The sequence below is a fragment of the Chryseobacterium shigense genome (assembly GCF_014207845.1).
GTDB lineage: Bacteria > Bacteroidota > Bacteroidia > Flavobacteriales > Weeksellaceae > Chryseobacterium > Chryseobacterium shigense_A.
Genome location: NZ_JACHLC010000003.1, coordinates 363,816 through 376,746 on the forward strand (window position 1 = coordinate 363,816; position 12,931 = coordinate 376,746).

10 protein-coding genes are annotated in these 12,931 nt (G+C 37.7%); 3 read left to right on the forward strand and 7 right to left on the reverse strand.

Annotated features, from left to right (window positions below; genetic code table 11):
- The 4 genes from HNP36_RS14475 to HNP36_RS14490 form a co-directional block, all read right to left on the reverse strand.
- Complete coding sequence (locus tag HNP36_RS14475) at window positions 1-1,563, reverse strand: M23 family metallopeptidase (RefSeq protein WP_184165005.1); 1,563 nt, start codon at window positions 1,561-1,563, stop codon at window positions 1-3.
- A complete protein-coding gene (locus HNP36_RS14480; protein ID WP_184165008.1) occupies window positions 1,560-2,408 on the reverse strand; it encodes a DUF4292 domain-containing protein in 849 nt (282 codons plus the stop codon). The genes HNP36_RS14475 and HNP36_RS14480 overlap by 4 nt, the downstream gene beginning before the upstream one ends.
- 105 nt (window positions 2,409-2,513) lie before the next feature.
- Window positions 2,514-3,530, reverse strand: coding sequence for a sugar phosphate nucleotidyltransferase (locus HNP36_RS14485; RefSeq protein ID WP_184165011.1), 1,017 nt, complete (start codon window positions 3,528-3,530; stop codon window positions 2,514-2,516).
- Between the two features lie 154 nt (window positions 3,531-3,684).
- Entirely contained in the window at window positions 3,685-5,106 is a 1,422-nt protein-coding gene (locus HNP36_RS14490; protein ID WP_184165015.1) for a lipopolysaccharide biosynthesis protein, read from the reverse strand.
- A gap of 166 nt (window positions 5,107-5,272) precedes the next feature.
- Between HNP36_RS14490 and HNP36_RS14495 the strand changes: the two genes are divergently transcribed.
- On the forward strand, window positions 5,273-6,610 hold the full coding sequence (locus HNP36_RS14495; protein ID WP_184165018.1) for a dihydroorotase: 1,338 nt from the start codon (window positions 5,273-5,275) through the stop codon (window positions 6,608-6,610).
- 217 nt (window positions 6,611-6,827) lie between these two features.
- Here the strand turns inward: HNP36_RS14495 and HNP36_RS14500 are convergent, their stop codons facing one another.
- The 3 genes from HNP36_RS14500 to HNP36_RS14510 form a co-directional block, all read right to left on the reverse strand.
- A complete protein-coding gene (locus HNP36_RS14500) occupies window positions 6,828-9,125 on the reverse strand; it encodes a GH92 family glycosyl hydrolase (RefSeq protein ID WP_184165022.1) in 2,298 nt (765 codons plus the stop codon).
- Between the two features lie 105 nt (window positions 9,126-9,230).
- Window positions 9,231-9,917 carry a response regulator transcription factor gene (locus HNP36_RS14505; protein WP_184165025.1) on the reverse strand — a complete coding sequence of 229 codons (687 nt, stop codon included), beginning with the start codon at window positions 9,915-9,917 and terminating at the stop codon, window positions 9,231-9,233.
- A gap of 13 nt (window positions 9,918-9,930) precedes the next feature.
- Complete coding sequence (locus HNP36_RS14510) at window positions 9,931-11,178, reverse strand: sensor histidine kinase (protein ID WP_184165028.1); 1,248 nt, start codon at window positions 11,176-11,178, stop codon at window positions 9,931-9,933.
- A 156-nt stretch (window positions 11,179-11,334) separates the two neighbouring features.
- Between HNP36_RS14510 and HNP36_RS14515 the strand changes: the two genes are divergently transcribed.
- A complete protein-coding gene (locus HNP36_RS14515) occupies window positions 11,335-11,742 on the forward strand; it encodes a DUF1573 domain-containing protein (protein WP_184165031.1) in 408 nt (135 codons plus the stop codon).
- A gap of 175 nt (window positions 11,743-11,917) precedes the next feature.
- Entirely contained in the window at window positions 11,918-12,799 is an 882-nt protein-coding gene (locus HNP36_RS14520; RefSeq protein ID WP_184165035.1) for an SDR family oxidoreductase, read from the forward strand.
- The last annotated feature ends 132 nt before the right edge of the window (window positions 12,800-12,931 follow it).

Genomic DNA, 12,931 nt, shown 5'->3' on the forward strand with positions numbered 1-12,931 from the left:
TTAATATGAAATCCAACCTAACGGATCAACTGGCGTATTTCCGTTCCATACCTGGAAATCAAGGGTGTAAGAACCATCGAAGTCCTGGGCTACCGTACCTACGGGAGTGCCGGAAGACACCTGCTGTCCTTTGGATACACTTACGTTTGCCAAATTGGAATAGATTGTAAAATAGTTTCCATGCTTCACCATAACGGTTTTTGTTCCGTCACTGTTGGCCAATACAGAAGAGACTGATCCCGGATATACAGATTTAGCACGGGTTCCTGATGGTACTGCTATTTTAATTCCTGTATTATCCTCAACAATATTTTTGAAAACCGGGTGTGGCTGTCTTCCAAATCGGTGGGTAATCTGTCCTGCTCTGTCTGCAGGATAGCCAAGTCTTCCTCTGCTGTCTGCAAAGCTGCTACCGGTAGTTGTGGTAACTCCATAGCTGGTCATTGCTTTGGTTTCAGCGGCCTTTTTCTCTTCTTCTTTTTTCTTGTTTAGTGCGGCTTCTGCGGCTCTTGCTGCGATAAGTTTGTCTGATGCTTCTTTTGCTCTGGCATTGGCCTCGTCTGATGCTTTTTTAGCAGCTATTCTTCGTGCTTCGTCTTTTGCGCTGGCTTCGGCTCTTGCTGCCTCTTCACTTCGTTTTCTTTCTTCTTCTGCTCTTTTTGCGGCTAATTCTGCTGCTTTTTTAGCTTCAGCTTCGGCTATTTTCCTTTCTCTTTCCAGTGCTTCGGCTTTGGCTTTTGCTTCGGCTTCAATTCTTGCTTTTTCTCTGTCTGCAATAATTTTAGCCATACGGATTTTTTCAGCTTCTGCTTTTCTTCTTGCTTCTTCTTCAGCTTTTGCTATTCTGATTTCTTCCGCAATAATGGCTCTGATCTGTCCTTCCAAAGCTTTGGACTGCACCTGCTTTTGTTTAAGCTCTACAGTAAGTTTGGCTTCATTCTTCTTGAAATCTGCCAGCAGCTGTTCTTTCTGTGCCCTTTCTACATTGATGGTTGCCAGATCTTTCTGCTGATTAACCAGAAGATTGTCTTTTTCTCTTGCAGAGTTCTGTTTTTGCGCGATTGATTTTTTGATCTGTGCTGCTGCATTGCTTATCTCTGCAGCTTTTTTATCCTGATAATCAGCATACTGCTTTAAGTACTGTACTCTTCTTATAGCTTCTCCTAAGTTTTTGGATGAAAGAATGAAGGTTACTTTGTTCTGTACTCCTTTGTTTTTGTATGCATTTACGAGAACTTCAGCATAGTTCTTTCTCAGAACTGCCAATTCTTTGTTTTGGCGGTTGATTTCCAGCTGACGCAGATAGATCTCGTCTTCAATAAATCTTTTTTCTTTCTGAGTATTGGTATAAACCTTTTCTCTTAAAGTTAATTTTTTATTGACGTTATCAAGGTAGGCAACTGAAAGTTTGGATTCAGTTCTGGTTTTTGCCAGATCTGTATTTATTTGTACAATTTGTTTTTTAAGATCGGCATTCTGTTTCTGAAGCTGTTCCTTGCTCTGCTGTCCCTGATGCAGGCCGAACATGAGGATACCTATTAAAAAGCTAAATTTTCTAATCATTTAATCTCGATTTTCTTATAACTGGATGGTACAGAATAAGGTGTTTCCATCCTCGAAAAGTCAAATTTCGTGTTTTCCAGTAAAATCTGACTAGATTTTGAACCTTTTATAATTATTTTAACATTTTTTGGAAGGCGGATTCCGTTGTATTCATTCCAGTTACTGTAAGAGATTTCCAGTTCGTCAGCAGACAAAACATCCTTTAAATTTACGCTCAGAAGATCATAATTGGTGTCATAATTAAGAAGAACTTTATATTCTCTGGTTTTCTGATCGGTCTCAATTTTCTGGTTGTTATTGGAAACCATTTTAAAGCCCTGCGCATTTCTGGTAAGAGTAAACTGTGAATCACTGATTTTTATAAAAGTTCTGCCCATCAGTATTTTTTCCAGCGATTTATAATCGATGAAATTGACGTTAAGCAGGTTGTTTAAGTAGTCAAAATCTGAATCAATGTAGGTTTTACTGGTTTTATCCTGGCCTTTGATACCTTCAGGAGTAGCAATACCTTTTGCAACGGTAAAGAAGAACGCCTGAAGATTCATCCAGACCTTTGTATTATTTTCAATATAAATAACAGCATCCAGGGTTGGGATAAAGTTTCCGGTTTCCACATTCACTTTACTGTTGATCTTGATCTGATCAAATTTTGGAGGGATAAGTACATGTTCATAAAAGGTAAGTTTGTCTCTTACCGGTTCATTGGCATCTTTAGGATTTCTGTTATCTTCCTCTGCTATAATTGTGCTGTCCTGTTTGTTGCCATTATTGTGTTTGGCAGCATTTCTTGTTTTACAGGATGACAGGGTAAGGAATATGAGAAGTATCGGGATCCAGTTTTTCATGTATTTATCTTTCAATTAAAAGGTACGCTGCAATATTAACGCCAAACCACACAAGAAATATTGTGTGGCCTGGGGTATGTTGTTTTAAATCAGGTATTTCTGATCTTATCTGGATAAAAAATCAAGAACTGAGTAGTCTCCTAAAGAAATTTCTCTGGAAACTCCAAAGTACTGTGCAGAATTCCCGATCATTGAATTAGAAAGGTTTCCGTGATTGATCTTCGTGTTTTCCTGTATCAAAGAGTTCTCAATATTGGAATTTACAATGACCGTATTATTCCCTAATGAAACTCCCGGGCCTATTTTAGAATTGGAAATTTTTACATTTTCACCAATAAAACACGGCTGGATAATCAGCGAGTTTTCAATAACTGCAGATTTCGGGTAATTAAGCATTTCTTCTCTCTCGTATTCAAGGATTTTGCTGTTGGTTTCTACGGTGGCATTTTTATTTCCGCAGTCCATCCAGTCATTTACCTTTCCTAAAGTAAACTTCGCTCCTTTTGACCTAAGGTTTTCCAAAGCAGTAGTCAACTGGTATTCGCCCCCGTTTTTAATATTATTATCCATGATATAATTGATCTCGTTCATCAGTTTTTCAGCACTGTTGAAGTAATAGATACCGATGATGGCAAGATCTGAAACGAAAGTCTGAGGCTTTTCAACGAAATCCGTAATAAAGCCATAGTTGTCCAGTTTTACCACTCCGAAGGCAGACGGATCTTCTACACTTTTTACCCAGATCACTCCGTCAGAATTTTTATCAAGCTGGAAATCTGCACGGAAAAGCGTATCTGCAAAAGCGATCACTACATCTCCCTGCATGGAGTCTTCTGCACATTTAATGGCGTGTGCCGTTCCAAGCGGATCATTCTGGTAGTATATACTGCCTTTTGCTCCCAGTTTTTCGGCTATCTGAAGTAAAGATTTTTCAATCTCCGGTCCGAAATCCCCAATGATAAATGCTACTTCTTCAATTTTTTCACCAGCTACTTTGGCAATATCTTCTACCAGTCTTTGTACGATAGGTTTTCCTGCAATAGGAATAAGAGGTTTTGGAACTGTCAGAGTATGTGGACGTAATCTGGAACCACGTCCAGCCATAGGAACAATTATTTTCATAGATTATATGACAATGTTTTTATTTGTTATTTTTTTAATTTGTTCAGGCTAAAGGTAATAATTAAAATCATTGGTAATCCTAATAATTATCATCTTTATCGATCTCCTGCTTAATTTTTTTAAGAACTCAATAGTATCAAATTAGAGGCCATAATCAGTTTTTTCTCATTCTTGATAACAGCATGTCTTTCTCGGAATAAATTAAAACTCCTGCATAAACAAGAAATAAAAGATTCCCTATCCAGAAATTGTAATCGAATAATTCTACAATCATATAACTGAAGACTGCTAAAAGGAGGATGAAAAATGATATTTTTTTCATTCTGTAAGGAATAGGGTAATACTTCTGACCTAGAAAATAGGAAAGAACCATCATAACAAAATAAGCGGCTAAAGTTACCCAGGCGGAAACCATAAAACCGTATTTTTTCAGAAATAAGAAATTCAGGGCAATGGTGATAATTGCTCCGGTCCAGGAAATATAGGTTCCTACTCTTGTTCTGTCTGTTACCTTATACCACGTGGAAAGATTATAATAAATGCCGAAGAATAAATTGGCAATTACAATGATGGGGATGATATTTATGGCAATCCAGTAGCTGCTGTTGGGAACCAGTAAAAGTTTTATCCATGAAACATTGGCAATGATTCCTAAGGCAACTATAGAAGCGAAGAACGAGAAATATTCGGTAACCTTAGCATAGGTGTTTTTGGCATTGTTGTTATTCATTTGCTTAAAAAAGAAGGGTTCTATTCCCATTCTGTATGCAGTAACAAAAAGCGTCATAAGCACGGCCATTTTATAGCATCCTCCATAAGCGCCTGCCTCGGCATCATTGATAATGAATTTCTGAATGAACTTATCAAAATTCTCATTCACCATAAATGCCAGTCCGGCAATCATTACCGGCCACGAATACTTGATCATTTGCAGAAAAAGATCCTTTGAAAACTGAAATTTAACCTTTAAAATGACAGGTAAAACAAGCAGGAATCCTAAAAAGCTGGCTGCGAGATTACTGTAAAAAGGATAAGATACTTTTTCTTTTAAACCTAATTTTAATGAAAATTCCTGTGGGATATAAAGAAATAATGCAATAGCAAAAATACTCTGGAAAACGGCCTGTATCACTCTGATAGCAGTATATTTGATGGGCCTGTTATGAAATCTGAACCATGCCAGAGGAATAACGAGGATATTGTCAAAGAAGGCAATCCACGCGAACCACCGGATAAATTCCGGGGTTTTTTCGTAACCGAAAACATTTGCAATGGGTTGGTTGAATAATAAAACAAGTATTAAAAAAACAGTTGATAAACCTGTCAGAAACCAGAATGACGTATTGAAAACTTTCTGCTCATTATCCTTATCGGAGGAAAATCTGAAATAAGCGGTTTCAAAACCAAAGGAAAGGACAATATTTACAAAGGATATCAACGCGTAGAGATTGGTAAATATGGCAAAATCGCTGTTATTGATGTTCTTAATAAACAGGTAATTGAGCAATACAACAATGATCCTCGGCATAATGGCCCCAATTCCATAGATAATCGTCTCGTTGAGAAGTTTTTTCAATGTGTGAAATTTTATGCAAATGTAAATATTTAGAAATTGATTTATAATCGGAAACATTAAAATTCATTCATAAACCTTAATTTTGCTTTTGATACAAATTAGATATTATAACTCTGGTTTTTCTAGCTTCTAATATCTAAACCCCTAATTTCTATAAAAAGTAAAAATGAAGACCCTAATCAAAAATGTAAAGATCGTGAACGAAGGCAAAATCTTCGAAAGCGATATCTTAATAGAAAACGACCTTATTTCAAAAATAGATTCCAATATTTCCGAAGATGCAGACCAGATTATTGACGGTTCCGGGAAATACCTTCTGCCGGGAGTAATAGATGATCAGGTGCATTTCAGGGATCCGGGCCTTACCCATAAAGGAGATATTGAAACGGAATCGAGAGCGGCTATTGCAGGAGGGATAACCAGTTTTATAGACCAGCCGAACACGGTTCCTAATGCAGTTACCCAGGAATTACTTGCTGATAAATATAAAATAGGTTCTCAAAAAGCATATGCCAACTATGGTTTTATGATGGGTGGAACCAATGATAACCTTGAAGAAGTTTTGAAGACCAATCCGAGAAATGTTCCGGGAATTAAATTATTCTTAGGCTCTTCTACCGGAAATATGCTTGTAGATAATCCTGAAACCCTTGAAAATATCTTCAGCAGTACAAAAATGCTGATCGCTGTTCACTGCGAAGATGAAGCAACGATCAAAGCCAACACTCAGAAGTATATTGATGAATACGGAGAAGATATTCCGGTGAGATTCCATCACCTGATCAGAAGTGAGGAAGCATGCTATAAATCTTCTTCAAAAGCAATTGAACTGGCAGAAAAAACAGGAGCGAGACTTCATGTTTTTCATCTTTCAACAGCTAAAGAAATGGAGCTGTTCAGAAATGATATTCCGTTAAAAGATAAAAAGATTACCGCTGAAGTATGCGTCCATCACTTAACATTTACCAATGACGATTATGAAACTAAGGGATCTTTGATCAAATGGAATCCTGCCGTAAAAACCCAGAAAGATAAAGATGCATTATGGGAAGCTCTTCTTGACGGAAGAATTGATGTGGTTGCTACGGACCATGCGCCCCATACTGCTGAAGAAAAACAGAATGTGTATACAAAATGCCCTTCCGGTGCGCCTTTGGTACAGCATTCATTGCCGGTTATGCTGGAAAATTATTATGCTGGAAAAATCTCTCTGGAAAAGATCGTTGAAAAGATGAGCCACAATCCGGCTATACTTTTCAGAATTGAGAAAAGAGGTTTTGTAAGGGAAGGGTATAAGGCGGACCTTGTTCTGGCAGACTTAAATACAGACTGGACTGTAGCCAAAGACAATATTCTTTACAAATGCGGATGGAGTCCGCTCGAAGGGATGAATCTGCATTCCAAAATAACCCAGACTTTTGTTAACGGGCAGCTTGTTTATGATAATGGTAAAATTGCAGACGGAAAATTCGGGGAAAGACTTCTTTTTGAAGCAGGAGAATAATTGTAAGGAAAAGAGAGAAAATAAAAAGGGCAAATAAATACATTTGCCCTTTTATTGTTATAAATTTTGGAGGTGTGAATGTTAAATCACCCCGTCAAAAATTCAGAAAATTTTTGCCACGCTTCTAAGGGAGGGAAATTTTGATCCAGCGAATATTAATCATGATGAAAATTAAGTATCCTAAAATCTGTTGTGACTTTTGTGGTTAAAAAAGAACCTATTTCTTTGCCTTAGCGCTCATATAAAATGTAAGTTTCCCACCAGCCGTAATTTCAGAATGCTTTAATGTAAAATTCTTAATCTCTTTGCCGTTCAGAAGAATCTTTTCCACGTAAACATTTTTAGGGCTTTGGTTGATTGCCTCAATTTCAAAAGTTTTTCCGTTTTCCAGATTTAATATGGCATGATCTACAGCCGGACTTCCTATTGCATAATCTTCGGAGCCTGGTGCTACAGGATAAAACCCGAGTGAGCTTAAAATATACCACGCACTCATTTGTCCTGCATCATCATTTCCTCCCAAACCGTCAGGTGTTGCCTTATACTGCATTTCTAAAATACGGCGGATCTGTGCCTGTGTTTTCCATGGCTGTCCCGCCCAGTTATAAAGGTAAGCAACATGATGAGCCGGCTCATTTCCGTGAACGTAACCGCCGATAATTCCTTCGCGGGTAATGTCTTCCGTATCAGCAAAAAATTCATCAGGAAGATGCATGGTGAACAGTTCATCCAGCTTGGAAGCGAATTTTTTCCTGCCTCCCATCATTTGAATCAGGCCATCCGGATTTTGGGGAACAAAAAAACTGTAATTCCAGGAATTTCCTTCAATAAAACCCTGTCCGTGGGTGCTCAACACATCAAAATCTTTTTTGAAGCTTCCGTTTTCTGATCTGGGACGCATAAATCCTTCTTTCTGATCAAAATTATTTTTCCAGTTTTCAGAACGTTTGATGAACTGGTTGTAAATTTCCGTTTCCCCAAGATGTTTTGCCAGTTGGGCAATGACCCAGTCGTCATAAGCGTATTCAAGAGTGTTTGAAACTGAGGTCCCGCTTTTTTCAGCAGGAATATAGCCCATGTCAATATAGTACCCGATTCCTTCATAATCTCTTTTATTGGCTGTTGCAATACAGGCTTTCAAAACCTCTTTTGGATCACCGGTGTAATTTCCTTTGATTACCGCATCGGCTGCCACGCTTACACTGTGATAACCACTCATACACCAGTTATCGTTGGCATAATGTGACCATATCGGAAGCATTTTCATGGAAAACTGGTTATAATGGGCCATCATGGATGTTACCATATCATTATTCCGTTTGGGCTGGATAATGTTGAAGAAGGGGTGTAGGGCTCGGTAAGTATCCCAGATTGAAAATGTGGTATAGTTGGTAAAGCCTTCCGCCTTATGGACGTTCTGGTCTAAACCTTTATACTCACCATTGACATCCATATAAGTGGTAGGACTGATGAACGTGTGGTACATTGCCGTATAAAAGTTCATTTTTTCTGTGTCAGAACCATTAATGAGGATTTTATTCAGTTCGGTATTCCAGTTTTCCTGGGTTTTGGCTTTTACCTGATCAAAAGATTGACGACCGGTTTCTTTTTCCAGATTTTCCAGAGCATTGGCTTGGCTTACGGGAGAAATTGCGAGTTTTACTTCGATGGCTTCGTTTTCTTTGGTGTCAAAATCAAAATACATTTTCAGGTTTTTGCCTGCGATTTCGGGGAAGTTTTTGTTTTGATCGAATTTTCTCCAGAATCCTTTATAAACCTGCGGCCCGTCAAAATTTTTCTGTCCGTATGACTTAAAAGGTTTTGAAAATTTCATGGCAAAATAAACGGTTCTTGTTCTTGCCCAGCCGTTGGTCTGGCGATATCCGGTAACAGTTCCATCATTTTCTACACGTACATAGGTCCAGACGTTTTTACCGTCATAATTGTAAATTCCGGCGGTAAGGTCTAAAATAAGATGTGCCTGATCAGATTTTGGAAATGTATAGCGGTGAACTCCTGTTCTGGTTGAGGCAGTAAGCTCTGCCAGAATATTGTAGTCGTCCAGTTTTACTTTATAATACCCGGCTTCTGCTTTTTCATTCTCATGAGAAAATCTGCTTCTGTAGCCACTTTCAGGATTTGATGCTGTTCCCGGATTCAGCTGTAATTTTCCAACAGTCGGCATGATAAGAAAATCTCCCAAGTCAGAATGCCCGGTTCCGCTAAAGTGCGTTGAGCTGAAACCTACAATTGTTTTGTCTTCATAGCGGTAGCCGGCACAGTATTTATAAACTTCGCCGTTATATTTTCCGTTCAGTTCGTAGGAAATAGTATCGGTTTCCGGGCTTAACTGTACAGCTCCGAAAGGAACGGTGGCTCCGGGATAGGTGTGGCCCATTTTTTCGGTACCAATTAATGGATTGACGTATTGTATTAATTTTTCAGATTTCTGAGCTTTAAGATTTAAGCTGAAGAATAAAAGGAATAGAAAAACAGTTGTTCCGTGATTTTTCATTAAGAGCAAATTTTCAAAGATTAAAGTTAATCAAAAACAAAGAATAATGATTTATTGCTTTAATCCGGATGAAATTTTACTGTCAAATCTGTTTAAACAAAATTATTAAGCATCTTTTTCCGAAAAACGGAAGCCTATTCCGTGTAGGTTTTCGATCAGGATGTTTTGCTCGTCAGCCAGTACTTTTCGCAATCTGGAAATAAATACATCCAGACTTCTGCCCATGAAATAATCATCATCTCCCCAGATGGCTTTCAGGATATCCTGCCTTTTGACAACTACATTCTTGTGACGGATGAAATACAAAAGCAGTTCAGATTCTCTTTGTGTAAGCGTAATGCTGTTTTCCGTATTCTGGAGGGTGTAATTTTTCGGATCGAAATCATATTTTCCGACTTTATATTTCAGAAGGGAGGTGTCTTTTTTCTTTGTGCGTTTCAAGAAAACTTCAATTTTCAGGATCAGTTCCTCTATGCTGAACGGTTTTACCAGATAATCATCCGCCCCGATTTTCAGCCCTTTAATTCTGTCTTCTTTTAGTGCTTTTGCAGAAATGAAAATGATAGGGATCTCAGTGTTTTTACTTCGGATTTCCTGTGCCAATTCAAATCCATTAAGTTCGGGCATCATAATATCCAGCAGGCAGATATCAAAATCCTGGCTGTTGAATGCATCAAGTGCAGACTTTCCATCCGAATAGCAGTTGATATCATAATAGCTTTCCAGGCTGTCCTGAATCAGAAAAGCTATGGTTTGATCATCTTCTGCATACAAAATTTTAGATTTCTCCATACTTATGCATTATTTAAGACGGGAAAAAGAGCATTGTGGTAATTCCTTTGTCTGCATTATTTTCAACTGAAATTTTCCAGTTATGCTGCTGCACTACTTTTTTTACATAAAACAGTCCTAATCCAAAGCCATTGATCTCTTCACTTTTTTTGGTATTCACCCTATAAAACTTGTCAAAAATATGAGGAATATTTTTAGCGGGAATTCCCATTCCGTTATCTTTAAACCTTAAATATAAACCTTTTGAATCTTTGTAGGAAGAAATGATCACCTGGGACTTTGTTTCACAATATTTAATGGAATTATCCAGAATGTTGTAGATGATATTGGTAAAATGAAATTCATCAGCCATTACTGATACACCGTTTTCAATGTCTATATCAATGGTGATGCTTTCATTCTTTTGTTCCATGGTATCGGCAATCTCCCGGATAAAGGGAAGCAGTATAATCTTCTGGGGTTTTAAAGACAGTCCGGAAGAATCATTTTTGGCAATATTCAGTATTTTTTCAATATGGCTGTTGAGCTTGTGGCTTTGATTGATAATAATGGAAGTATAGGTTTGTAATTTGGAATTTTCCTGTACGATTTCCTGCTTGCTGAGCGATTCTGATGCTAAAAGTATGGAAGACAGCGGTGTTTTAAACTCATGCGTCATATTATTGATAAAATCCCGCTGAAGTTCCGAGAATTTTTTCTGCTGAATAATGGTATATATGGAATAAACATACACCAGTAAAATAATAATAAGCGCAAACGTAAGCAAATACCAAAACCTCAGTGAGCTTATCAGGTAAGTGGTTTTATCCGGAAAACGGATGGAAAAATAATAGGTAAGATTTTTATGTTTGGGAAAATTAATGACCTTATCGCTGGGGCTTTCCTGGTTTTTTGACATGTATTTCCCATAAATCATTTTATCGCTATGGCAGTTATATAAAGCATATACATAATCTGTATTTACCTGGAAACGGGTGAATTCCGTTCTCAGATAATGTTCAAGAACTACAGGATGGAATTCGTTATTGGTGTTAACTACATAATAGTCATTGGCTATATTCTGTACAGGATTTTCGGTAAAGGAATTTTTTTCTCCGGATAACTTTTTGGCCACCTCCAGCAGGGCGATATTTACTTTTTGATTAAATTTTCTGTCTTCAAGATTATAAGCCTGCCGTGCCCACAGAAGCTGTGCTATCAAAATTCCGATAATAGCAATGAATCCAAGCGTTATAATAATATTGAGTTTCTTTATTTTCATTTCCGGAACAATATTATCCAAAAATATCTATTAATCTTTTATCATTAACAACTTGTTAACAAATGTTTGACAGCGGTTAACAACCAGTATCGGTCATCTGCTGTACATTTGCTCTATCAAAAGATAATAATTTATTAACTATTAAAATTTATACTCATGAAAAAATTAAAAATTACAGCAGTTTTAGCCGTTATGGCATTCTCTCCTTTCTATGCCAATGTATTTCCTGCCGAAGGTAATTCAATAGTGAAAACAATTGCAGATGTTATTAAATGGAAATCAGAATCTATAGATGTAGGAAATATTCCTCAGGGAAAACCAAAGGTGATCAGATTTGAATTTACCAATACAACCTCAAAACCTATCGTTATTGAAAATGTAGCACCATCATGCGGCTGTACAACAGCAGATTACACTAAAACTCCGATTCTTCCGGGAAAAAAAGGATTTGTGGAAGCTAGTTATAACGCAGCAGCTAAAGGGGCATTTATGAAAACAGTTAATGTTACCACCAGTGAAACCAAAACACCTAAAACACTTTCTTTCAAAGGAGTGGTTATTTAATAACATATTTTTACGATCAGACAATCATAAAAGTACAGCAGCCTTGTAATCCATTACAGGGTTGCTGTTATTTTTTGGAATATGGAGAATAACTATTTATAACATTATTATTTATCTCATTATTTTAAATGGCGTGAGTTCAATATTTAGTATTTTTAGGAAAAAATAAAATCATATGAATTTATATACACAGCCCATGTTGCGCGAAGGTGCATTAAAAGATAAAGTAGCCATTGTAACGGGAGGCGGAAGCGGTCTTGGAAAGGCAATGACGAAATATTTTCTGGAACTGGGAGCAAAAGTGGTGATCACTTCCCGTAATCTGGAGAAATTGCAGGGAACAGCAAAAGAACTGGAGGAGGAAACCGGCGGAAAAGTTCTGTGTGTCGCATGTGACGTAAGAAACTGGGATGAGGTGGAATCCATGAAAGAAGCCGCATTAAAAGAGTTCGGAAGAATTGATATTTTACTGAACAATGCCGCGGGAAATTTCATCTCGCCAACAGAAAGACTAACACATTCAGCATTTGATTCTATTTTGGATATCGTTTTAAAAGGAACAAAAAACTGTACCCTTTCCGTTGGAAAACACTGGATCGATTCTAAAACTCCGGGAACAGTTCTGAATATCGTGACCACATATGCCTGGACAGGATCTGCTTACGTAGTTCCTTCAGCTTGTGCAAAGGCTGGGGTTCTGGCTATGACAAGATCCTTAGCCGTGGAATGGGCAAAATACGGCATCCGCTTCAATGCAATAGCGCCAGGCCCTTTCCCTACCAAAGGAGCTTGGGACAGATTGCTTCCGGGGGATCTTCAGGAAAAGTTTGATATGAGGAAAAAAGTTCCTTTAAGAAGAGTGGGTGAGCATCAGGAGCTTGCCAATCTTGCCGCTTATCTGGTTTCAGATTATTCTGCTTATATGAATGGTGAAGTAGTAACGATAGATGGAGGCGAGTGGCTTCAGGGAGCAGGAGAGTTCAATATGCTTGAAGATATCCCGAAAGAAATGTGGGATGCCCTTGAAGCAATGATTAAAGCGAAAAAAACAAATTAACGAAAGGCAGGAAGCCTGAAACGGGAAGAGAGAAGTTATTGAAAACCTGAAAAATAATAATCATCCAATTATTTTTTGAATGATTTAATTCGATAACTGTCAGAAATTATCAGTCCAAAAGTACTTCCATCC